Source organism: Pseudomonas sp. LBUM1653 (genome assembly GCF_059716115.1).
Genome location: NZ_CP166803.1, coordinates 880,346 through 903,117, shown reverse-complemented (window position 1 = coordinate 903,117; position 22,772 = coordinate 880,346). Strand labels below are relative to the sequence as shown.

Annotated in this window: 18 protein-coding genes; 9 read left to right on the top strand and 9 right to left on the bottom strand. The window is 58.5% G+C overall.

Features of this window, described 5'->3' with window-relative positions; all coding sequences use genetic code 11:
* Positions 1-29: 29 nt before the first annotated feature.
* The 4 genes from ACA054_RS03990 to ACA054_RS03975 all read right to left on the bottom strand — a co-directional run bounded on the left by ACA054_RS03990 (position 30) and on the right by ACA054_RS03975 (position 4,093).
* A complete protein-coding gene (locus ACA054_RS03990) occupies positions 30-287 on the bottom strand; it encodes a hypothetical protein (protein WP_497688282.1) in 258 nt (85 codons plus the stop codon).
* 149 nt (positions 288-436) lie between these two features.
* Entirely contained in the window at positions 437-1,666 is a 1,230-nt protein-coding gene (locus ACA054_RS03985) for an MFS transporter (protein WP_497688281.1), read from the bottom strand.
* Entirely contained in the window at positions 1,659-2,711 is a 1,053-nt protein-coding gene (locus ACA054_RS03980; RefSeq protein WP_497688280.1) for a GNAT family N-acetyltransferase, read from the bottom strand. Before ACA054_RS03980 ends, ACA054_RS03985 begins: the two co-directional genes overlap by 8 nt.
* Entirely contained in the window at positions 2,708-4,093 is a 1,386-nt protein-coding gene (locus tag ACA054_RS03975) for a DUF6002 family protein (protein WP_497688279.1), read from the bottom strand. The genes ACA054_RS03980 and ACA054_RS03975 overlap by 4 nt, the downstream gene beginning before the upstream one ends.
* Positions 4,094-4,312: 219 nt before the next feature.
* On the opposite strand from ACA054_RS03975, the gene ACA054_RS03970 reads away from it, so the two are divergent.
* Complete coding sequence (locus ACA054_RS03970; protein WP_497688278.1) at positions 4,313-4,678, top strand: nuclear transport factor 2 family protein; 366 nt, start codon at positions 4,313-4,315, stop codon at positions 4,676-4,678.
* A 156-nt stretch (positions 4,679-4,834) separates the two neighbouring features.
* On the opposite strand, the gene ACA054_RS03965 is transcribed toward ACA054_RS03970, so the two are convergent.
* Complete coding sequence (locus ACA054_RS03965) at positions 4,835-6,418, bottom strand: peptide chain release factor 3 (RefSeq protein ID WP_497688277.1); 1,584 nt, start codon at positions 6,416-6,418, stop codon at positions 4,835-4,837.
* Positions 6,419-6,977: 559 nt separating this feature from the next.
* On the opposite strand from ACA054_RS03965, the gene ACA054_RS03960 reads away from it, so the two are divergent.
* The 5 genes from ACA054_RS03960 (at position 6,978) to ACA054_RS03940 (ending at position 12,060) form a co-directional block, all read left to right on the top strand.
* Positions 6,978-7,694 (top strand): ABC transporter permease, encoded by a 717-nt coding sequence (locus tag ACA054_RS03960; RefSeq protein ID WP_497688276.1) that lies wholly within the window; start codon positions 6,978-6,980, stop codon positions 7,692-7,694.
* Between the two features lie 20 nt (positions 7,695-7,714).
* The gene (locus tag ACA054_RS03955) at positions 7,715-8,608 is read left to right on the top strand and encodes a glycine betaine ABC transporter substrate-binding protein (RefSeq protein WP_497688275.1); all 894 of its coding nucleotides are present in this window, start codon (positions 7,715-7,717) and stop codon (positions 8,606-8,608) included.
* Between the two features lie 12 nt (positions 8,609-8,620).
* Positions 8,621-9,274, top strand: a complete 654-nt coding sequence (locus ACA054_RS03950; protein ID WP_497688274.1) for an ABC transporter permease — start codon at positions 8,621-8,623, stop codon at positions 9,272-9,274.
* A complete protein-coding gene (locus ACA054_RS03945) occupies positions 9,271-10,428 on the top strand; it encodes an osmoprotectant ABC transporter ATP-binding protein OsmV (protein ID WP_497688273.1) in 1,158 nt (385 codons plus the stop codon). The genes ACA054_RS03950 and ACA054_RS03945 overlap by 4 nt, the downstream gene beginning before the upstream one ends.
* Before the next feature lie 468 nt (positions 10,429-10,896).
* Positions 10,897-12,060 carry a type III PLP-dependent enzyme gene (locus ACA054_RS03940; protein WP_497688272.1) on the top strand — a complete coding sequence of 388 codons (1,164 nt, stop codon included), beginning with the start codon at positions 10,897-10,899 and terminating at the stop codon, positions 12,058-12,060.
* A 90-nt stretch (positions 12,061-12,150) separates the two neighbouring features.
* Here the strand turns inward: ACA054_RS03940 and ACA054_RS03935 are convergent, their stop codons facing one another.
* Together ACA054_RS03935 and ACA054_RS03930 are read right to left on the bottom strand one after the other, a co-directional pair.
* On the bottom strand, positions 12,151-12,897 hold the full coding sequence (locus ACA054_RS03935; RefSeq protein WP_497688271.1) for a tetratricopeptide repeat protein: 747 nt from the start codon (positions 12,895-12,897) through the stop codon (positions 12,151-12,153).
* Entirely contained in the window at positions 12,894-13,574 is a 681-nt protein-coding gene (locus ACA054_RS03930; RefSeq protein WP_497688270.1) for a Fe2+-dependent dioxygenase, read from the bottom strand. Before ACA054_RS03930 ends, ACA054_RS03935 begins: the two co-directional genes overlap by 4 nt.
* Before the next feature lie 207 nt (positions 13,575-13,781).
* Here ACA054_RS03930 and ACA054_RS03925 point away from each other — a divergent pair, with 207 nt between their 5' ends.
* Positions 13,782-16,121 (top strand): TonB-dependent receptor, encoded by a 2,340-nt coding sequence (locus ACA054_RS03925; RefSeq protein ID WP_497688269.1) that lies wholly within the window; start codon positions 13,782-13,784, stop codon positions 16,119-16,121.
* Between the two features lie 230 nt (positions 16,122-16,351).
* A complete protein-coding gene (locus tag ACA054_RS03920; protein WP_497688268.1) occupies positions 16,352-18,880 on the top strand; it encodes a PepSY domain-containing protein in 2,529 nt (842 codons plus the stop codon).
* A gap of 117 nt (positions 18,881-18,997) precedes the next feature.
* On the opposite strand, the gene ACA054_RS03915 is transcribed toward ACA054_RS03920, so the two are convergent.
* Positions 18,998-20,539: an alkaline phosphatase D family protein gene (locus ACA054_RS03915; RefSeq protein WP_497688267.1), complete on the bottom strand. Its 1,542-nt coding sequence runs from the start codon at positions 20,537-20,539 to the stop codon at positions 18,998-19,000.
* Between the two features lie 167 nt (positions 20,540-20,706).
* Here ACA054_RS03915 and ACA054_RS03910 point away from each other — a divergent pair, with 167 nt between their 5' ends.
* A complete protein-coding gene (locus ACA054_RS03910; protein WP_497688266.1) occupies positions 20,707-20,949 on the top strand; it encodes a pyocin S6 family toxin immunity protein in 243 nt (80 codons plus the stop codon).
* Positions 20,950-21,030: 81 nt separating this feature from the next.
* Here the strand turns inward: ACA054_RS03910 and ACA054_RS03905 are convergent, their stop codons facing one another.
* Complete coding sequence (locus ACA054_RS03905; protein ID WP_497688265.1) at positions 21,031-22,770, bottom strand: PTS fructose-like transporter subunit IIB; 1,740 nt, start codon at positions 22,768-22,770, stop codon at positions 21,031-21,033.
* Positions 22,771-22,772 lie beyond the last annotated feature (2 nt).

Genomic DNA, 22,772 nt, shown 5'->3' with positions numbered 1-22,772 from the left:
GGGAATAGGGGTTTTCTTTTGCCTGCAATTTACGTCTGGCTGTCTCCCTCGTCCGAGTCATCGGAGTCTGGCTCATCGGTGGTCGAGTCATCATCGTTGTCGGCACCACCCTGCCCCTTGTCGCCCGGTTCCGATTCGGACTTGGCGATCATCAGATCACCGTGGGTCCCCTGCCCGCTCGACGCCTGGGTTTCGTGATCCTCACACTCGGCCCAGACCGCCGAACTGCCGAGGGCCAGCATCACCAAAACCTTCAACAGCAACACAACGCGTAGCAACCTGTTCATGTCGAATCCTTCCTTTCGTAGAGTGCCTGTCCGGCGCTGAATAAAATCTAGTTCCGATCAGCTGGGATCTCCAAATAGGACGCTAACGACCGGTCGGAAATGCCGTGGAAGATGAGACTGGTTTTGAATAGGTGATATAAGCAAATCAGCTATGGTGCCGTTTCACTTGGCAAAGAGGAGCGAACGATTCCCATGTGTAAGCGTGTCGCTTGGCAGATCAATGGCATCGCTAACAATGCCAGGGTCGCGCCCGCGATCCAGACACTATGTCCTCCTAAGTATCCGTACAACTGGCCGCCCAATGTCGGCGAAATAAGCACACTCATACTCCAGCACATTGAAAAAGCGCCAAAATAAAGCCCGCTTCTACCTGCTTGCGCACGTTGCATGACCAACACGTTCAACGTTGGCAAAAACAGGATTTCGCCCAGCGTCCAGATAATGGTCGACAGGCACGCATAAAGGGCATCGTTTCCCCACGGCAACATTCCAAGTCCACAAGCCAGCAATACGGCACCAGCCATCAGCTGCCGGCGCGGGCCCCATGTTTCGCTCAGATGGGATAACGGAATTTGCAGTAAAACCACGAGCATCGCATTGAGCGCAAATAGCCATCCTACGAACTCCGGTCCTACCTGATAGAAGTCGAGTAAATAGTTACCCAACACGCTGTAGACCGGTTCGAATGCAAGGCCGAGTAAAACAGAAGCCGCCAGTAACCAGAGAAAGGGCTTGTCGCGAAAAGGAACGCTTGAGCCCGAAGTGGTATCGACAAACTCTTCCCGCGTCAGCACCTTTCGATGAGGCGTCGCCCGGACAAACCAGACCAAGGCCAGCAACGTCATGGCGGCACTGACGAAAAACACCCATCGAAAATCAGTCTGTGCCAGAAATCCCCCGACCACTCCTGCTACCGCCATACCCAGATTGCTGGCAACACGGCTTAAAGACTGCGCACGGGCACGCTGCGCAAGATGGCAATACTCCATAATCAAACGCTGATGCAGGGTACGGATCGCACCATCGAGCGCACCGCTGAACAGCAGCAATCCAGCCAACAAAAGCACGTTGCTGACCAGACCCAATAAAACCAGAATCCACGCCGATAAAAAAAACAACAAGGCCGTAAGCCGCGCCGTGGAGAAATAATCGCTCAGCAATCCACCGCCCATAGACCCAATCAGCAACCCTGCTCCGTAACCCGATAACAACCAGCCAACGGTTTCAATCGGCAGCCCCAGCGCCTGACGCAGATACAACGCCATGAACAACTTGACCATAGCGCTCAACCGACTGATGAAAATCAATGCAGCAAGTACCCAGGCCATTGTGGAGAAGTAGCCATCCAGCCGAATCAGGAGGGCGAGCCGACTAGTCATGCCAGTGATCCAGGTTGTGGCTCACTCGACTGTGAATGCCTTTTGCAGCAAATGGAATATCTGGACGAATCTCGTGATCTGAATCGAAAAAATACTGAGCTTGAAGCTCTCCGTCAGCATCCAGACCGATTAAAGGGTTGTTAATCAAAAAATGTCGGGACGCAGCGGAAAGTGTCGGTGCTCGAATCAATATCCGCATTAGACCGAACGTGTTCGCAGGAATAATAGCCTCAGCCCCGAAGCGCTTTTTGTATTGAAATGTTCCTTTGCTCAAAAACGGCTCACAACCTTGGAAGTCGACACTGTTAATCGATGATTGATTGGAGGCCCACTCCAGGATCGAGTGATAAACAAAATTTTGCGCCCCATTTTCCCGATAAAGTGCTCCACCGTCTTTTACCCCAATCAAGCGTGCATTCAAGGTGCGCGCTGGCCAATCAATCTGGGAAACACTCCCCGCTACCCATTCCTCATTCAAGTGGATCCGGAACAAAACTCCTTTTTTGAACAAATTTCGGTATGCCGGCTGCTCCTGTACGCTTCGAGCAAAGACCCCATAGCGAGCGCTCATTGTCGGAACGTGCATGGAGCGATAAAAAGAGAAAAAGTCTTCATCCTCAGTTGACACATCGAACTTAAAACCCTGTTTGATCGATTGAGTCCTGCGCTTGCTTTCCCGATGGGAGATTTCCCCCAACACATACTCCCACCCCGCAGACACATCGACTTTCTGGTGAATCCTGCTGAGCCCGACAATATCACCTGATTGCTGGCATCGCTGGACGACCGCCAACGACGCCATCAATAAGCTCATGTCGGTTTGATTCTGTTCTAAAAAAACCTCAAGTTGCTCCCATTCCAAAACCCCCTCTCGCTCCACGGATGAATGATCGAAAAAGCATTGATCCACAAAAGGGGCAATGTAGAGCAGCCCCTCTTCGACTCCGATATACGTAAGACGAGCCGAGCTTCCGACTCTGGAGCTCCCACTGTAAATACGAAAATGACAGAGTGCTTTCTGAGTCATTTGAAAATCAGCACTCATGTATTGTTACGATTAAGAAGGGTTTCTATCATCTCTTCAGCACTGCCTATGAATGACAACCCATCAAGTGGCATGACTTGATAATCCCCATGACAATAGGTACCTGATGCATGAATGGTGAAACCGTCCACACCCTCCAGCAACTCTCGATCAATCGCATTCAGGCAACCGGTCATCGCCATCACCAACGACCATTCTTTTAAATCCCGAGGATCGTCGGGCAGTCGCACAGGGGTATTGGCGAGCAAATGAGCGCATTCGCTGTAGCGTTGCATGCATTCATAGAGCGAAACGACAATTCCTGAGCCACCACTGGCTCTAACATGCTTGGACATTTCCACAGCTGTTGGTGGCTGATGAGTATAAAAAGTGGGCTCAAGGATCTCTGCGGGACTCCAGGTCTTTGCAGGAAAATGTGCAGATTCCGATTGCGTCCACAAACCGCTTCCTTCCTGGATGTAATGTGGAGTGGAAGCACCCTCGAAATTTCCGTCGAGCAAGTGCAGAACCATGTCACTGGTAGCTAAGTGTTGAACCAATAAAAATGAAGGAGTGGAAACCTTTTCTCTCTGACGCTTCAACAGCTCCACACCAGAGCAATATCCCAGAAGACCATAAGCGCTCGACACCGCATGCACATGTACCGTCTTGCGATCAGTGTCCCAAGCGTCTCCGTACTCGAAGTCAAAAAACGCCCGAGCCTGGTCAGAGAATCGGTAATTTTCAAGTCGCAAGGAATGCCACAGCTTCGAATCACCCACTGGCTTGCGATTAAAGAGTTCCTTGAACTGCTGCCCAACAATTTTCACAGCCTCCGGCGACTCTGTATCAAGGACGAATATCGGATTAAGGTCACGCAGCCGAGGGTCATCATAGAGCTCAGTCTTTCGCAACTTCCCGATAGTCTGCATGGGTGTCAGCGTGACGATACGCAACTGCTCGGGATGAACCAGTTTGGCTTTCAGTGCACGTAGAACCGCATCACGTAGTGCAATGGCCTTATTTCCCGATGAAGGGGAAAACAACAGAATGCTGTCGCCAGTTTCCTGAATATGCCGGATGGCACGAGCAACGATCAGCGTGGAGGCAAAGGTCTTTGTCGTTTGCGTACTTTCGTTTTGTCTAAGGTCGAATACACGCAGCGGTACATCTCGATAGCTGCCCATTTCGAAAAGCTGCGCTGTGGCAACGGATAGAAAAGACTGCATGCGGGGGTCAAGTTCAGGCAATCTCATCGATGGTTCGAAAGCGGCACCGCTGGTACTGATCTCAAAATAGGAAGAACTGCTGACGATCAGATCGTAGTAACGCTCGATAACAGAAATAGGAGTTTCAGGTCGTTGCGTTGCCAATGCTCCGGTATCAATTTTCATCGCATCCATTTTTCATATGCTCCTGGCCGAGGAAATTCGCTATTTGCGAAATGCCCTTCGAACGCTAGACGTCAAGGAATGCGTTGTCGCGGGTAAAAGCCGGTGGAATGGAAAACCAGATTCAAGCTACAGACTCAGGAAAATGCTCCGACAGAAAAGTCTTACCCAGCTATCGACTTGGTTCGCTACGCAAGGTGAAACCGTACAACTCAGGAAAAGGCTACCGCCATGGATCTGTCTCAAACACTTCTGCAACTCGAACAACGCCTCCTGTCACAGGCAACGCGACGCGATGCCGAGGAACTCTCAGGCCTGCTCGCCGACGACTTCATCGGGTTCGGCGCCAGCGGCAGCATCTGGACTAAGGCCGAGGTGGTCGAGCAGTTGCCCCAAGAGTCTTTCACCCAACGGACCATCAGCCAGTTTGCAGTCAAACCACTGTCAGAACACACCGCCTTGGTGAGTTACCACTGTCACGCCGACATCCTCGGCCAGAGTTGCACCATCGGCAGTTTGCGCAGTTCCATCTGGCGTAGGCAGGGCGAGCAATGGCAGATGGTTTTCCACCAGGGAACATTGATTCCCCAGAGCTGACTTCTGGTGTGCTCTTGCAACCAACCAGTGGCAACCGGCCTTTGGGACGCGGAGCGTCCCTGGCTGCATTCCCACGCAGAGCGTGGGAACGATCGGTTCGCCAACAAAAAACCCCGCAGCTTTCGCAACGGGGTTTTTGGTGTTTCAACTCAACGCTTAGTGATGCTCACGCGTCGCACGGAATTTCACGTCTGGCCAGCGCTCTTCCATCAGTGCCAGGTTGACCCGGGTCGGAGCCAGGTAAGTCAGGTGACCGCCGCCGTCCAGTGCCAGGTTTTCCACCGCCTTGTTGGAGAATTCCTCAAGCTTCTTCTTGTCGCTGCATTCGATCCAGCGCGCGGAATACACGGTGATCGGCTCGTAGGAGCACTCGACCTTGTATTCCTCTTTCAAGCGGCTGGCGACCACATCGAACTGCAGCACACCAACGGCGCCGAGGATGATGTCGTTGCTGCGCTCTGGGAAGAACACCTGGGTCGCGCCTTCTTCGGCCAGTTGTTGCAGGCCCTGGCGCAGTTGCTTGGACTTCAGCGGGTCCTTCAGGCGTACGCGGCGGAACAGTTCCGGGGCGAAGTGCGGGATGCCGGTGAAACCCAGGACTTCGCCTTCGCTGAAGGTGTCGCCGATCTGGATGGTGCCGTGGTTGTGCAGGCCGATGATGTCGCCGGCGAAGGCCTCTTCCAGTTGCTCACGTTCGGAGGAGAAGAAGGTCAGGGCATCGCCGATCCGCACGTCCTTGCCGGTGCGCACGTGACGCATCTTCATGCCTTTTTCGTACTTGCCGGAGCAGATCCGCATGAAGGCGATACGGTCGCGGTGCTTGGGGTCCATGTTCGCCTGGATCTTGAAGATGAAGCCCGAGAACTTCTCCTCCACCGGCTCCACGGTGCGCTCGTTGGCCACCCGTGCCAGCGGGCGTGGCGCCCAGTCGACTACCGCGTCGAGTACGTGATCGACACCGAAGTTACCCAGTGCGGTACCGAAGAATACCGGCGTCAGCTGGCCGTCGAGGAATTCCTGCTGGTTGAACTCGTGGCAGGCACCCTGCACCAGTTCAAGCTGCTCGATGAAGCGCTCGTACTCGTCACCCAGGTGGGCGCGGGCTTCGTCGGAATCGAGCTTTTCGATGATCTTGGTTTCGGTGCGCTCGTGGCCGTGACCGGCGGTGTAGACGATGATGTAGTCGTCGGCGAGGTGGTACACGCCCTTGAAGTCGCGGTAGCAACCGATCGGCCAGGTGATCGGCGCCGCCTTGATCTTCAGGACCGCTTCGATTTCGTCGAGCAGTTCGATCGGGTCGCGGATGTCACGGTCGAGTTTGTTGATGAAGCTGACGATCGGCGTGTCGCGCAGACGGCAGACGTCCATCAGGGCGATGGTCCGTGGCTCAACGCCCTTACCGCCGTCGAGGACCATCAAGGCCGAGTCCACTGCCGTCAGGGTGCGGTAGGTGTCTTCGGAGAAGTCTTCGTGGCCCGGGGTGTCGAGCAGGTTGATCATGTGCTCGCGATACGGGAACTGCATGACCGACGTGGTAATGGAAATACCACGCTGCTTTTCCATTTCCATCCAGTCGGAGGTGGCATGGCGGTCGGATTTACGAGATTTCACCGTACCGGCAATCGCAATCGCCTTGCCCATCAGCAAGAGCTTCTCGGTGATGGTGGTCTTACCGGCATCGGGGTGGGAAATAATGGCGAAAGTGCGGCGTTTCGCGACTTCGGCGGCCTGTTTGGTCATGGGAAATCGCCTGGCAGGTGATTCAAAAAAGGGCGGCGAGTATAGCGCAAACCGACCTTCACGGACCACCGCCCGCCCGGACGCGCGGAACTTTGTAGGAGCCGGCTTGCTGGCGATCGAATCACCTCGGTGTATCTGACAGACCGAGTTGCGCCCATCGCCAGCAAGCCGGCTCCTACAGGTGTGTGTTATGGCATCGAGGGTGGCTATCTGCTGTTAAATATGGAACCTTTTAAAAGGTGGAGGCGTCCACTCCCCTGTTACAGCACTCGTACCAGGGGCTGAAAAATCAGCAAGTTAGCCTGACGAGGCTGCGCTTATGGCTCGATAAGCCGTACGCCGTCCCCTGTAGGAGCGAGCCTGCTCGCGATGGACGTCAACGATAACGTTGGGTGTCTGAATGCACGCGTTGTCTGGGCGTTTTTCGCGAGCAGGCTCGCTCCTACAGTGGGACGCGTTCGGCATGAGCTGCTTCTCGCGAACGTTGTATTTCCCGGCAGCCAGGAATGGCATTGCCACTCGGGACTGCGTTCGCCGACTGAAAAAAAGGAGTTCGCCTGTGGCTATTCGCTATGGCAAAGGGCTGATAGGAGGTGCGGTTGTCGTCGCCCTTCTGGCCCTGCTGGTCCACTGGATCGGCATCAACACGATCGAACATTACCGCGACGATTTGTTGTTTTACCTGCAAGCTCACCTGATTCTCGTCCTCGCTTCCATGCTGGCCGCCCTCCTTGTGGGCATCCCTGCCGGCATTTTCCTCAGCCGCCCGACCATGGTCGGACGCGCCGAACGCTTCATGCAGGTCTTCAACATCGGCAACACCGTGCCGCCTCTCGCCGTACTGGCCATCGCCCTGGGCATCCTCGGCATCGGTAGCGGCCCCGCGATCTTCGCCCTGTTCCTCGCCTCGTTGTTGCCGATTGTGCGTAATACCTATGAAGGCTTGAAAAACGTTCAGGGTTCACTCAAGGAAGCGGCCGTCGGCATCGGCATGACGCCGACACAAGTGCTGTGGCGGGTCGAACTGCCGAATGCCGTGCCGATCATCATCGGCGGCGTGCGCGTGGCATTGGCGATCAACGTCGGGACGGCGCCGCTGGCGTTCCTGATCGGCGCCAACAGCCTGGGCAGCCTGATCTTCCCCGGCATCGCCCTGAACAACCAGCCGCAACTGCTGCTGGGCGCTGCCTGCACCGCCCTGCTGGCCTTGTTGCTCGATGGCTTGGTGACACTTGCCAGCCGTCTCTGGCTCGAACGCGGTTTGCGCCCGTCTTAAGCCCCGGCAAAGGAATCATCATGAAGACATCAAGCTTTTTACTAGGCTGCGTCCTGCTGTTCGCAGGATTTGCCCAAGCCGCGGAAAAACCGGTTATCCGCATCGGTGCCCGGGTGTTCACCGAACAGACATTGCTGGCGGAAATCACCTCCCAATACCTGCGCACCAAGGGTTATGAGGTGCAAGTGACCGGCGGCCTGGGCAGCAATCTGGCCCGCAGCGCCCACGAAAGCGGGCAACTGGACATGCTCTGGGAATACACCGGCGTGTCGCTGGTGGCCTACAACCATGTCACTGAAAAACTCGACAGCGAACAGTCCTACGCCCGGGTGAAAGAACTCGACGGGAAAAAAGGCCTGGTCTGGCTGACTCCCTCGAAATTCAGCAACACCTATGCCCTGGCCCTGCCCAAAAACGTCGCCGACCAGTACCCGCAGATCAACACCATCAGCGAGCTGAACAGCGTGCTGCGCAAGGAAGCCAGGACCAACAATCTGGTGGCACTCGACACCGAGTTCGCCAATCGTTCGGACGGGCTCGACGGTATGGTGCAGCTGTACGACATGAACCTCACCCGCAAGAACATCCGGCAGATGGACGCAGGCCTTGTCTACACCGCCCTGCGCAACGGCCAGGTGTTTGCCGGCCTGGTCTACACCACCGACGGTCGCTTGAACGCCTTCAAGCTCAAGCTCCTGGAAGACGACAAGCATTACTTCCCCGACTACACCGCCGCGCCCGTGGTTCGCCAGGCCTACCTCGATGCGCATCCGCAACTGGCCGAACAGCTCAAGCCACTGGCTGAACTGTTCGACGACGACACCATGCGCGAGCTCAACGCGCGGGTCGATGTCGATCACCAGAGTCCTTCAGCCGTTGCCGCCGATTTCCTGCGCCAACACCCATTGAACTGAAGAGGTAGAGCTATGGAATTCCTGAACGCCTTTTCCCATCTCGACTGGCAGCAGGTACTTCAGCTGACCGGGCAGCACATCACCCTGGTTGGCATCGCCGTGACCCTGGCGATTTTGGTTGGCGTGCCACTGGGCGTGCTGATGACGCGCTTCCCCAGCCTCGCCGGACCGCTACAAGCCAGCGCCACGGTGCTGCTGACCGTGCCATCGATCGCCCTGTTTGGCCTGTTGTTGCCGTTCTACTCGAAATTCGGTCAGGGCCTGGGGCCGATGCCGGCGATCACCGCGGTGTTTCTCTACTCGCTGTTGCCGATTATGCGTAACACCTACCTGGCCCTGACCAACGTCGAACCGGGCATCCGCGAGGCCGCGCGCGGCATCGGCATGACCTTCGGCCAGCGCCTGCGCATGGTCGAATTGCCGATCGCCGTGCCGGTGATCCTCGCCGGCGTGCGCACGGCCGTGGTCATGAACATCGGTGTCATGACCATTGCCGCGACCATCGGCGCCGGTGGCCTCGGTGTACTCATTCTCGCTTCCATCAGCCGCAGCGACATGTCGATGCTGATCGTCGGCGCCGTGCTGGTCAGCCTGCTGGCCATCTTCGCCGACCTGCTTCTGCAATGGCTGCAACGCTCGCTGACTCCAAAAGGACTCCTGAAATGATCGAACTTCAAAACCTCAGCAAGACCTTCCAAAGCAACGGCAAAGACGTGAAAGCCGTGGACTCGGTGAACCTGACCGTCAATGAAGGCGAGATTTGCGTGTTCCTCGGGCCTTCGGGCTGTGGCAAAAGCACCACGCTGAAGATGATCAACCGCCTGATCAAACCGACCTCGGGCAAGATCCTGATCAATGGCGAAGACACCACCGGTCTCGACGCAGTGACCCTGCGCCGTAACATCGGTTATGTGATCCAGCAGATCGGCCTGTTCCCGAACATGACCATCGAAGAGAACATCGTGGTGGTGCCCAAACTGCTGGGATGGGACAAGCAGAAATGCCACGACCGCGCCCGCGAGTTGATGAGCATGATCAAGCTCGAACCCAAGCAATACCTGCATCGCTACCCTCGGGAACTGTCCGGCGGCCAGCAACAGCGGATCGGCGTGATTCGCGCGCTGGCCGCCGATGCACCGCTGTTGCTGATGGACGAACCGTTCGGCGCGGTCGACCCGATCAACCGCGAGATGATCCAGAACGAGTTCTTCGAGATGCAGCGGGCGCTGAACAAGACCGTGATCATGGTCAGCCATGACATCGACGAAGCGATCAAGCTCGGCGACAAGATCGCGATCTTCCGTGCTGGCAAACTGCTGCAGATCGACCACCCGGATACCCTGCTGGCCCACCCGGCGGACGATTTTGTCAGCAACTTCGTCGGCCAGGACAGCACCCTCAAGCGCCTCTTGCTGGTCAAGGCCGAAGATGCGGCGGACAACGCGCCATCGGTCAGCCCGCAAACGCCGGTGGCCGAGGCGCTGGAATTGATGGATGAGCATGACCGTCGCTACGTGGTGGTCACTTGCGCCGAGAACAAGGCCCTGGGTTATGTACGCCGTCGCGACCTGCACCGGCAGGCTGGCACTTGCGGGCAGTACCTGCGTGAGTTCAACGCCACGGCGGCGTATGACGAGCACTTGCGCATCCTGTTGTCGCGGATGTATGAGTTCAACCGGTCGTGGCTGCCGGTGATGGATGCGGAGCGGGTGTTCCTTGGGGAAGTGACTCAGGAATCGATTGCCGAGTATTTAAGTTCCGGCAAGTCCCGTGGGGGCAAGACCAGTATTGTTTCGCCAGCAGAAGCCGTGCTGGCCTGACCGGCGCCTTCGCGAGCAGGCTCGCTCCCACAATTGATCTGTGGTCTGCATACAAATGTGTGCAAAAACACACATCCCTTGTGGGAGCGAGCCTGCTCGCGAATGGGGCTCCTCAATTCCCGCTGAATCACCTCAAATATCCCTCCAAGGGGAACATCACACCGTCACACAGGTCCGTTACATCAGTAGCTGTAAGGGACCGCACGACGGATGCGTGCAAAAACGCGACATTTTTTGTTGATCTCAAGCCCCTCACGCCCTAAAGTTCGCGCCGAACGTCCATGCTGGAAACGATCCATCCGGCTCAAGTACTGACGACGAGACAGCAAGGCCAAGGGAAGCAGCGCTTCCCATGGCCTTTTTGCTTTCGGCGACATGCCTTGGGAAGTAGGCGAACCAAAGTGGGGATACGGAGGACGTTCATTTGCACCCATTGATTAATTTAGTTTGCCAGTAGGAGTTCCCAGCATGTCGATCAACGTCGAAGACTATTACGCGCGCGAAACCTTTCAGAAATTGAAGGCCTTCGCCGACACGCAAGAAACCCCGTTCGTGGTCATAGACACCGCGATGATCAGCCAGGCCTACGACGACCTGCGCGCCGGTTTCGAATTCGCCAAGGTCTACTACGCGGTCAAGGCCAACCCGGCTGTGGAAATCATTGACCTGCTCAAAGAGAAAGGCTCGAGCTTCGACATCGCCTCGATCTACGAGCTGGACAAAGTCATGGACCGTGGCGTCAGCGCTGACCGAATCAGCTACGGCAACACCATCAAGAAATCAAAGGACATCCGCTACTTCTACGAGAAGGGCGTGCGTCTTTTCTCCACCGACTCCGAAGCCGACCTGCGCAACATCGCCAAGGCTGCACCGGGCTCGAAAGTCTACGTACGCATCCTGACCGAAGGCTCGACCACCGCCGACTGGCCTTTGTCGCGCAAATTCGGCTGCCAGACCGACATGGCCATGGACTTGCTGATCCTCGCCCGTGACCTGGGCCTGGTGCCGTACGGTATCTCCTTCCACGTAGGCTCGCAGCAGCGCGACATCAGCGTCTGGGACGCCGCGATCGCCAAGGTCAAAGTGATCTTCGAACGCCTGAAGGAAGAAGACGGCATCGTGCTGAAGCTGATCAACATGGGCGGTGGCTTCCCGGCCAACTACATCACCCGCACCAACAGCCTGGAAACCTACGCTGAAGAAATCATTCGCTTCCTCAAGGAAGACTTCGGTGACGACCTGCCGGAAATCATCCTGGAGCCGGGCCGTTCGCTGATCGCCAACGCCGGCATCCTGGTCAGCGAAGTGGTGCTGGTCGCCCGTAAATCCCGTACCGCCGTCGAGCGTTGGGTGTACACGGACGTGGGCAAGTTCTCCGGCCTGATCGAAACCATGGACGAAGCCATCAAGTTCCCGATCTGGACCGAAAAGAAAGGCGAGATGGAAGAAGTCGTCATCGCCGGCCCAACCTGTGACAGCGCCGACATCATGTACGAAAACTACAAGTACGGCCTGCCACTGAACCTGGCGATCGGTGATCGTTTGTACTGGCTGTCGACCGGTGCGTACACCACAAGCTACAGCGCAGTTGAGTTCAATGGCTTCCCGCCGTTGAAATCTTTCTACGTGTAAGCGCTACACGCTGAAAGCAAAAAGCCCATGACGAGTCATGGGCTTTTTTGTACCTGACTGATCGTTCCCACGCTCTGTCTTCAGGTGTGCTTACAGCTCGGCGCAACGTTTGGCGTAGTCGTCGGCCATTGCGCGAATCCGGGGCTCGGTTGCGCCCATGAGCGCCTGGCTCGCCACCCGAAGAAAGTTCAGATTGCCACCGGTCAATGCCTTGCGCAGCCAACCCAATGCACTGTCGATGTTCCCCTCAGCGGCCAACACCGCCGCATAACTGAACTGCCCACGAAAATCCCCACCTACCGCCGAACGCCGATACCAGTCCCGGGCCGCTTTGGGATCTGCCGGGCAAACGCGCCCCTCTTCCAGATAGCGTCCCAGCAGGTTCATCGATTTCGCATGGCCAAGCTCGGCGGCGCGGCGATACAGGTTCAGCGCCGACGATTGATCCTCGGCCACTCCGCGCCCAGTGGCCAGCAGGTTGGCGTAGTTGTACATCGCCCAATCCAGCCCCGCTTCTGCGGCGATTCGATAATGCCGAGCCGCCGCCGCTGCATCGGCCACACAACCCCAGCCATGTTCATGACAGCGCCCAAGCATGTTGCGCGCCATCAGGTGCCCTTGTCGGGAGGCGATGTCGAACCAGCGCAACGCCAGCGGTTGATCCTGGGCGATTCCACTTCCGTCCAGCAGGATCTGCCCGAGCAGCGCCTGGGCATCGACGAGCCCCTCGCGGGCCGCCGCTACAATCGCCTGGGCCGCACGGGCGGGGCTTTCGTCGAGCATGGATTTGAGACGGTCTCCATCGAGCACCTCTTGGCGGCGCAATTGAAAACTCATACCTCGACCCAACGACGCAACAGGTTGTGATAAGTCCCCGTCAGGCGGATCAGCGACGGGTGATCCGGCACGTCCTGGGTCAGTTGCCTGATCGCCCCGTCCATCTCAAACAACAGCGCCCGCTGGCTGTCTTCGCGCACCAGGCTCTGGGTCCAGAAAAACGAGGCGTAGCGCGTACCACGGGTGACGGCGCTGACCTTGTGCAGGCTGGTGCCGGGGTACAACACCATGTCGCCAGCCGGCAACTTCACGCGCTGGGTGCCGTAGGTGTCCTGGATCTCCAGTTCGCCGCCGTCGTAGTCCTCGGGCTCGCTGAAGAACAGCGTGGCCGAGAGGTCGGTGCGCACCCGTTCGATACTGCCCTTGGGCTGACGCACGGCGTTGTCGATGTGGAAGTCGAAACTGCCGCCGGCCGTGTAACAGTTCAGCAACGGAGGAAACACCTTGTGTGGTAACGCCGCTGACATGAACTGCGGGTTTTTCCACAGCCGCTCCAGCATCGCCGCGCCGATCTCCTTGGCCAGCGGGTGACCTTCCGGCAACTGCAGGTTGTGCTTGGCCTTGGCCGACTGGTAACCGGCCGTGATCTTGCCATCGGCCCAATCGGCCTGTTGCAGAGCCTCGCGAATACGCTGCACTTCTTCTTTTTCGAACAAGCCGGGAATGTGCAGCAGCATGGGGCAAGCACCTGAGAGCAAAGGGATGCCAATGGTATTGATTCTTATTGCCCGTGTAAAACCCGCGAGACGAATGAAACGGTAAAAACCGTATGGCTAAATTGTAAAGAATGTAAATTCAGCGCGAATAGTAATATTTCGCAATTGATACAAATACGTGTTTACCCTATATTCCGCCGCCTCAAATCCTTGGGGAGGGGAATAAAAATGTCACGTCAACACCCACAACTACCGGTCAGTTCACCGCGTCTGCTCGCTTCCGCAATTGGCGTGGCAATCACTGCCGGCTCTGCGGGCCACATGGTTTTCGCCGCTGAAAAAGCCGACGAGAAAGCGCCGAGCAACACGATTTCCCTGGGTGCTACCGCGATCACCGGCGAAGCCCAGGACGAGACCTCCTACAACGTCGAAAAAGCCTCCTCGCCCAAGTACACCGCGCCCCTGGTGGACACACCGCGCTCGATCACCGTCATCCCGCAACAAGTTCTCAAGGACACCGGCGCCCTGAACATGCAGGACGCACTGCGCACCGTTCCAGGCATCACCTTCGGTGCCGGTGAAGGCGGCAACCCCCAGGGCGACCGTCCGTTCATTCGCGGTTTCGATGCCCAAGGCGACACCTACCTGGACGGCGTGCGCGATACCGGTTCGCAGAGCCGCGAAATCTTCGCCGTTGAATCGATCGAAGTCAGCAAGGGCCCCAACTCGGCCATTGGCGGTCGCGGCGCTGCCGGCGGCAGCATCAACCTGGTGAGCAAGAAAGCCCACCTGGGCGACTCGTTCGACGGTGGCTTTACCTGGGGTTCCGACCAGACCCAGCGTTACACCATGGACGGCAACTACCAGTTTTCCGACACCGCTGCCGGTCGTCTGAACCTGATGAGCCACGAAAGCAATGTCGCAGGCCGCGAAAGCGTCGATTACGATCGCTGGGGCGTCGCGCCATCGCTGGCCTTCGGCTTGGGCACCGACACCCGTGTCAACCTCGACTACTACCACCTGGAAAGCAACGACACGCCGGATTCGGGTATTCCCTACACCATCCCGGCCGGTGGCTCGACTGCCCGCACCAAGTCCAATCCGGACAAACCGTACGCCGGCGGCGACAGCAGCAACTTCTACGGCCTGACCGATCGTGATTTCCGCAAGGGCCGTACCGACACCGCGACCATCGCCGTCGAGCACGACCTGAACGACGCGCTGACCGTCAAGAACACCCTGCGCCACGGCAGCAGCATGCAGGACTACATCCTGACCCAGCCGGACGACAGCAAGGGCAACGTCAACAACGGTACCGTGTGGCGTCGGGCCAACACCCGCGTCAGCAACACCGATACGACGACCAACCAGACCGACCTGTTTGGTGATGTCTACATCGCAGGCTTCAAGAACAGCTTCGCCACCGGTATCGAGTTGAGCCGCGAGGAAAGCAAAAAGTCCTCGTATACCGTCAACACCGATACAACGCCACTGACTCCAATTACACCAGCGACTCCATCAGGCAGCAACTGCGCCCAAGCGATGATCGGTGCTCCGAGCGGCTACAACTGCACCTCGCTGTCGAACCCGAACCCGAACGATCCATGGAACGGTTCGATCACCCGCAACTACGCCGGCACCGACACCACGGGTAAAACCTACGCGCTTTACGTGTTCGACACCCTGACATTGTCCGAACAGTGGCTGGTGAACATGGGCCTGCGCTACGACCATTTCGACACCGACTACAAGACCTACAACGCCGCCGGCACCACCACGTCCAAGGGCGATGATGTCAGCGAGTTCGTCACCGGTCAGTTCGGTGTGGTCTACAAACCAGCGGAAAACGGCAGCATCTATGCGTCCTACGCAACGTCCGCGACACCTCCGGGCTCCACGCTTGGCGAAGGTCAGGACGGCAACCCGCTGGGCGGCACCCCGGATCGCAACGGCAACCTGCTGAGCAGCGACCTGGAGCCGGAAACCACCAAGAACTACGAAATCGGTACCAAGTGGGATCTGCTGAACGATCGTTTGTCCTTGACCGCGGATATCTTCCGCACGGAGAAAGACAACGCTCGTGTACAGACCAACACCACTACGTACGAAAACGTCGGCAAAACCCGTGTTCAAGGTTTCGAGTTGTCGGCCACCGGTAAACTCACTGACAAATGGCAAGTCTTCGCCGGCTACGCCTACATGGACAGCGAGCAAATCGATGGTGGTGACATGCCGGCAAACAAAGCCAACGACGGCAACGAACTGCCTAACACCCCGAAAAACAGCGCCAGCCTGTGGACGACCTACCAGGTCACGCCGAAGCTGACCATCGGTGGCGGTGCGTTCTATGTCGACGACGTGTTCGGCAGCGCGGCCAACACCACTATGGTCAACGACTATGTGCGTTACGACGCCATGGCCGCCTACAAGCTGACCAAGAACATCGACCTGCAGTTGAACGTGCAGAACCTGACCGACGTCACCTACTACGACAAGGCGTTCTCCACGCACTTCGCCAACCAGGCGGCGGGCCGGACTGCGTTGCTGAGCACCAACTTCCACTTCTGACCAATGTGGGAGCGAGCCTGCTCGCGAATACGGTGTCTGTCGCAACGCATTTGTCGCGGCTGATGTTGCCTTCGCGAGCAGGCTCGCTCCCACATGGATTGGCCGGCAGTGAGGTCAGGCCCCGTTCATCCAGGTGAACGGGGCTTTTGTGTGTAAAGGGAATGTTTCTCGACAACCCACGGCATAATGCGCGCCGTGATGATTATTTTTAAACGAACAAGGCGAGCGACGTGTTGAAGAAAACCCTGTTCCAGTTGCACTGGTTTTTTGGCATCAGCGCCGGACTGGTCCTGGCCCTGATGGGCATCACCGGTGCAACGGTCTCGTTTCAGGATGAAATCCTGTACGCGCTGAACCCTTCCGTGTTGCAGGTCCAGAAACAAGTCGCCGGCGTGCTGCCACCCGCCGATCTGGTGGAGAAGATCGAAGCGGCGACGCGCATGAAAGTCGCGATGCTCTCGGTCGGCATCGACAGCGACGTTGCCGCAAAAGTGTTCTTCACTCCGCCAGCGGGCGAGCGGCGCGGCCCCATGCGTTACGTCGATCCGTATACCGGCGAACTCCTGGGCGACGCCACCGGCCAAGGCTTCTTCGGCCTGATGCTGCAACTGCACCGCTTCCTCGCCATGGGCGATACTGGCCGGCAAATCACTGGCGCCTGCACCCTGATCCTGGTGTTCTTCTGTCTGTCGGGGCTATACCTGCGCTGGCCTCGCCAGTGGAAAAGCTGGCGCGCCTGGCTGACCCTCGACTGGAAGAAAAAAGGTCGCAGCTTCAATTGGGACCTGCACTCGATTGCCGGCACCTGGTGCCTGGTGTTTTACCTCCTGGCCGCGCTGACCGGCTTGTCCTGGTCCTACGAGTGGTACAACAAGGGCTTGACTCGCCTGCTCTCCGATTCGCCGCAAAACGAACGGGTACGCGGCGGGCGCGGCCCTGCGCCAAGCGGTCCTGCTCCAACGGTCGATTACTCGGCCGTATGGAGCAGCATCTACAGCGCTGCCGGTCCCGACCTGAGCTTCTACAACACCCGCATGCCGCCCGTGGCCGGGCAACCGGCAACCGTTTTCTACCTGTTGAAAAACTCGCCCCACGACCGTGCGCTGAACCAGATCACCCTCGACCCGGTAACCGGCGCGATAAAACGGCATGACCGCTACAGCGACAAGAGCCTCAAGGCGCAGCTGCTGACCAGCATCTATGCGCTGCACGTGGGCAGCTACTTCGGCATCGTCGGGCGCATCATCCTGACGCTCACGGCCTTGAGCATGCCGCTGTTCTTCATCACCGGCTGGCTGCTGTACCTTGATCGTCGACGCAAGAAGCGCCAGATCAAGGACGCCCGCAAAGGCCTGGCGCAACCCGGCAGCGACACCCCGGCCTGGCTCATCGGTTTCGCCAGCCAGAGTGGCTTCGCCGAGCAACTGGCCTGGCAGACCGCTGGCCAGTTGCAGGCGGCGGGCCTGCCGGTGAAGGTGCAGCCGCTGGCGGATGTCAGCGAGCAGGACCTGCATGCTTCGAACAACGCGCTGTTTGTGGTCAGCACCTTCGGTGACGGCGAAGCGCCGGACAGCGCCCGGGGTTTCGAGCGCAAGGTGTTGGGCCGGGCGTTGAGCCTCGATAGCCTGAACTACGCCGTGCTGGGACTCGGCGACCGGCAGTATCAACACTTCTGCGGATTCGCCCAGCGCCTGCACAAGTGGCTGGGCGAGCACGGCGGCAAGACCTTGTTCGCACCGGTGGAAGTCGACAGCGGCGACCCCTATGCCTTGCGTCACTGGCAGCAGCAACTCGGCCTGGTGACCGGCCAGGCGCCTGTGGGCACCTGGCAAGCACCGAGCTACGAAAACTGGACCCTGGTCCGTAGGGAATTGCTCAACCCTGACAGCAGCGGTTCATCGGTGTACATGTTGGGCCTCAAGGCTCCAAGTACCAGCAGCTGGTTGGCCGGTGATCTGGTGGAGGTGCTGCCGCGCAATTGTCCATGGGCGATTGAGCATTTCCTCGATGGCCTGGGCATTGATGGTCGGGCCACGATTGAACTCGATGGCTTGTCGCAAACGCTGGAGCAGGCCTTGGCCGGTCGCCAGCTGCCCGAGAACCGGACGCATCTGGTCGGCTTGCATGCCCAGGCGCTGGTGGCTGCGCTGGTGCCTTTGGCGATGCGCGAATACTCCATCGCCTCGATTGCTGCCGACGGCATCCTCGAATTGATCGTGCGCCAGGAACTGCATCCCGATGGCAGCCTTGGCGTCGGTTCCGGCTGGTTGACCGAACACGCCCCCGTGGGTGGCAGCATCAGCCTGCGCGTGCGCCGCAACAGCGGCTTCCACCTGCCCAATGAACCGGTGCCGATGATCCTGATCGGCAACGGCACCGGGCTGGCCGGTCTGCGCAGCTTGCTCAAGGCGCGGATCGCCGATGGCCAGCAACGCCAGTGGTTGTTGTTCGGCGAGCGCAATCGTGAGCATGACTATCTGTGTCGCGATGAGCTGCAAGAGTGGTTGATTGCCGGCGATCTTGAGCGCCTGGACCTCGCGTTTTCGCGGGACCAGGCCGAGAAGATCTACGTGCAGGATCGCTTGCGTGAATCGGCCGGAGAGCTGAAAAAGTGGCTGGCGGACGGTGCGGTGATTTACATCTGCGGCAGCTTGCAGGGCATGGCCTCAGGCGTCGATCAAGTTCTCAACGATGTACTCGGCGCTGCCGAGGTCGAGCGCCTGATCGAACAAGGCCGCTATCGCCGCGACGTTTACTGACCCCCCCGAATCCACTGTGGGAGCGAGCTTGCTCGCGAAAGCGGACTGACAGCCAGCTTAAATGTTGAATGTCCCACCGTCATCGCGAGCAAGCTCGCTCCCACAGGGGCTGGTATTTTAGATAGGCTGCAACTTCTGCTCAAACACCGCCACCCCTTCCAGATCCCGCAACACCACACTCAACTCCCCGCTCTGCCCATCAATGTTCACCTCGCCAAAAAACTGAAATCCGGCAAACGGCGACAAGTTTTGCGCGGGTGGCGCTTTCTCGAACACCACTTCAGGGCCGAAGGTCTTGTCCAGCTTGTCCGGGCCGAAGCTCCCCGCATTCAGCGGCCCCGCGACAAACTCCCAGAACGGTTCAAAGTCCTGAAACGCCGCACGGTCCGGGTGATAGTGATGCGCCGCGCAATAGTGCACTTCCGCCGTCAGCCAGACAAAATTGCGCACTTGCTGCGCCCGCAGAAAACCCAGCAACTCGGCAATTTCCAGCTCCCGACCCTGGGCCGGTCCGGAGTCACCGTTTGCCACTGCTTCCCAGCGCATCACGCCGGGACTGACCTGGCCATCCGGTGCGCCAAGGCCAATCGACATGTCCGCAGCGATGACTTTCCATTGGGCTTTGGAAGCTTTCAACGAAGCCTTCAGCCAGTCCAGTTGTTCACGTCCAAGAAACGCTTTGGCATCGCCAAGATTGGCGTCATTGGGCCCGCGATAACTGCGCATGTCGAGCACGAACACATCGAGCAAAGGCCCGTAAGCGAGTTGACGATAAATCCGTTTGCCACCCTCGGCGGCCTGCCAGCGCATCGGCGCATATTCAAGCCACGCCTGGCGTCCGCGACTCACCAGGCTGTGGATATCTTCGTGGGTGTAGCGCTTATCCAGCGCTGTCCCCGGTGACCAGTTGTTCAGCACTTCATGGTCATCCCATTGCCAGATCTGCGGGACTTCGGCGTTGAAACGGCGGACGTTTTCGTCCATCAGGTTGTAGCGGTAGTTGCCACGGTAATCGTCGAGGGTTTCGGCGACTTTGCTCTTCGCCTCGCTGGTGATGTTGCGCCATACCCGGCCGCCCTCGGTGAGGAGTAGCGCAGGTATGGGGCCGTCGGCGTAGATGGTGTCGCCGCTGTGGATAAAGAAGTCCGGCAGGCGCAGGCGCATGGCTTCGTAGATGCGCATGCCGCCGATGTCCGGGTTGATCCCGAAGCCTTGACCGGCAGTGTCGCCGCTCCAGACGAAACGAATATCGCGCCGGATCTGGGGCACACTGCGCAGGTGGCCGAACCACGGCGCGCTGGCGACGCCGCTCTGGGCATCCTCAAACAGCACACGGTAGAAAATCGCCTGATCGGCGGGTAGCCCGGTGAGTTCGACCCGCGCCGTAAAATCGCTGCGGGCATCGGCCAGGGCCGAGACGAACCGTCGGGGATTGGGAAAGAGACTGCGGGTGTCCCACTCAACCACCATCCGCGCAGGCCGATCGCAGCGGCTCCAGATGATCGCTTTATCGCCCAGCAAGTCGCCGGACTGCACGCCGTCGGTGAGTTGTGGACGATCCTTGACCGAAGCGATCACCGCCGGTGCGAGGCCTGGCATCAAAAAACCGGCACCAAGCGCTTGCATGATACGCCGGCGGCCGAGGTCGAGTTCGCTCATGGTGTTCTCCCTGGACCGACTGATTTGCTGGCCCTACCAAAGAATAGGAAATTTCAACAGCGCCATGGAGAAACGTCCTAACGCCAGCGCCTGAGCCACTTCAGTAGTTTTAACTCGAAGACACAGGCGCAGACAGCGCCGGCCAACGTAACCAGGATGGTTGAACCATGAAATATGATTTGAAGTTTCAAATTTACGGGAGAGACGAAGCCCGCGATCTGGCGGTATTCGAAACCGATTTACCCCCGACCGTTACCACGGATGCCCTGATGCCGATAATGGCTTGGCATCAAGAAGAGGATGCCATGGCGATCCATCTGCTAACCGCCAGGCAGATTGCGAAAATAGAGAATCTCGCAATGATCAAATTACCCAGAAATCTAATGCTGCATCTCAGCAGCTACATGTAAGGCTGTGTCTTAGACATGCCACAAACTTACCAACACAGCAGATCCCTGTGGGAGCAAGCCCGCTCCCACAGGGTTAGGGTGTCAGGCGGTGACGGGGTCTACCGCCAACTCCACCACCTCCGGCCTCTTGACCAGCGCATACACCACCGCCGTCAACAAACTCCCCGCAACAATCGCCAGCAAATACAGCAACGCATGGTTGATCGCATTCGGAATCGCCAACACGAACAGCCCACCATGGGGCGCCATCAACTTGCAGCCGAAGTACATCGACAAGGCACCGGTCAGCGCACCGCCGGCAATGCTCGCCGGGATCACCCGCAGCGGGTCTTTCGCGGCAAACGGAATCGCGCCTTCGGAGATGAAGCACAGCCCCAGCACCAAGGCCGCTTTACCCGCCTCGCGTTCGGTCTGGGCGAACTTGCGCCGGGCGATGAACGTGGCGATCCCCAGGCCGATCGGTGGCACCATGCCGGCGGCCATGGTCGCCGCCATCGGTGCATAACTCTGCGACGCCAGCAGCCCGACCGAAAACGCATAGGCGGCCTTGTTGATCGGCCCGCCAAGGTCGACGCACATCATGCCGCCCAGCAGCACGCCGAGCAGAATCGCGTTGGTGGTGCCCATGCTGTCGAGGAAATGCGTGAGCCCGGTGAGCATGCCCGCCACCGGCTTGCCGACCACGTAAATCATCACCAGGCCGGTAAACAGGCTCGCCAGCAACGGGATGATCAGGATCGGTTTCAGCGCCTCAAGACTCTGCGGCAACCGCGCATAACGATTGATCGCCTGCGCCGCGTAACCAGCGAGGAAACCGGCAATGATCCCGCCGATAAACCCGGCGCCCAGGGTGCTGGCCAACAGGCCACCGATCATCCCCGGCGCAAGGCCCGGACGGTCGGCAATCGAATAGGCGATGTAGCCTGCCAGCAACGGCACCATGAGTTTGAACGCGGTGTCGCCGCCGATCTGCATCAGCGCCGCCGCCAGCGTCCCCTCTTCCTTGAAAGCGGTGATGCCGAACACGAACGACAAGGCGATCATCAGACCGCCGGCCACCACCATCGGCAACATGAACGACACGCCGGTCAACAGGTGTTTGTAGACCCCGGTCTTCTCTTGTTTGGCCGGCCCCTTGGCACCGGTCGAGACGGTTTCCTGCCGGCCTTCCGCCAGCGCTTTATTCAGCGTCGCTTCAGCCTGTTTGAGGGCAATGCCGGTGCCGCAACGGTAGATTTTCTTGCCGGCAAAACGCTCGGTGGCGACTTCGATGTCCGCCGCCAGCAGCACCACATCGGCGTCGGCTATCGCGTCGCTGCTCAGCGGATTGCGTGCGCCGACCGAGCCCTGGGTTTCCACCTGCAAGTCATAGCCCAAGCGCTTGGCCGCTTGCTGCAAGGCTTCGGCGGCCATGAAGGTGTGGGCCACACCGGTCGGACACGCCGTCACGGCAACCAGTCGCGGCGCGTTATTAACGACCGCAACCGGCTCGACCACGGCTTCAGGTGCAACATATACCTGAGCGTCTTCAGCACCACGGCGCAACACGGCTTCGACATCTTGCAGCGCTTGGGCAGGGGTGCTCTGGAACAATCGTTTGCCGACGAAACGCGACATATCCACAGGCGCGCTGGTCACCAGCAACACCCACTCGGCGGCCTCGATCGTGGCTGCCGACAGTTGCCGTTCGGGATGCGCCGCATCGCTGATCTCGACGCTGGTGCTCCAGCCCTGACGCTGGGCCGCTGCATCGAGCAAACGGGCACACAGCACACTGGTGACCATGCCATTCGGGCAGGCAGTAACAATGGCTAACTTCATGA

Bases quoted from the DNA above. Each gene is read 5' to 3' on its own strand.
- ACA054_RS03990 (WP_497688282.1), bottom strand. From the start codon at position 287: ATGAACAGGTTGCTACGCGTTGTGTTGCTGTTGAAGGTTTTGGTGATG.
- ACA054_RS03985 (WP_497688281.1), bottom strand. From the start codon at position 1,666: ATGACTAGTCGGCTCGCCCTCCTGATTCGGCTGGATGGCTACTTCTCC.
- ACA054_RS03980 (WP_497688280.1), bottom strand. From the start codon at position 2,711: ATGAGTGCTGATTTTCAAATGACTCAGAAAGCACTCTGTCATTTTCGT.
- ACA054_RS03975 (WP_497688279.1), bottom strand. From the start codon at position 4,093: ATGGATGCGATGAAAATTGATACCGGAGCATTGGCAACGCAACGACCT.
- ACA054_RS03970 (WP_497688278.1), top strand. From the start codon at position 4,313: ATGGATCTGTCTCAAACACTTCTGCAACTCGAACAACGCCTCCTGTCA.
- ACA054_RS03965 (WP_497688277.1), bottom strand. From the start codon at position 6,418: ATGACCAAACAGGCCGCCGAAGTCGCGAAACGCCGCACTTTCGCCATT.
- ACA054_RS03955 (WP_497688275.1), top strand. From the start codon at position 7,715: ATGAAGACATCAAGCTTTTTACTAGGCTGCGTCCTGCTGTTCGCAGGA.
- ACA054_RS03950 (WP_497688274.1), top strand. From the start codon at position 8,621: ATGGAATTCCTGAACGCCTTTTCCCATCTCGACTGGCAGCAGGTACTT.
- ACA054_RS03945 (WP_497688273.1), top strand. From the start codon at position 9,271: ATGATCGAACTTCAAAACCTCAGCAAGACCTTCCAAAGCAACGGCAAA.
- ACA054_RS03940 (WP_497688272.1), top strand. From the start codon at position 10,897: ATGTCGATCAACGTCGAAGACTATTACGCGCGCGAAACCTTTCAGAAA.
- ACA054_RS03935 (WP_497688271.1), bottom strand. From the start codon at position 12,897: ATGAGTTTTCAATTGCGCCGCCAAGAGGTGCTCGATGGAGACCGTCTC.
- ACA054_RS03930 (WP_497688270.1), bottom strand. From the start codon at position 13,574: ATGCTGCTGCACATTCCCGGCTTGTTCGAAAAAGAAGAAGTGCAGCGT.
- ACA054_RS03925 (WP_497688269.1), top strand. From the start codon at position 13,782: ATGTCACGTCAACACCCACAACTACCGGTCAGTTCACCGCGTCTGCTC.
- ACA054_RS03915 (WP_497688267.1), bottom strand. From the start codon at position 20,539: ATGAGCGAACTCGACCTCGGCCGCCGGCGTATCATGCAAGCGCTTGGT.
- ACA054_RS03910 (WP_497688266.1), top strand. From the start codon at position 20,707: ATGAAATATGATTTGAAGTTTCAAATTTACGGGAGAGACGAAGCCCGC.
- ACA054_RS03905 (WP_497688265.1), bottom strand. From the start codon at position 22,770: ATGAAGTTAGCCATTGTTACTGCCTGCCCGAATGGCATGGTCACCAGT.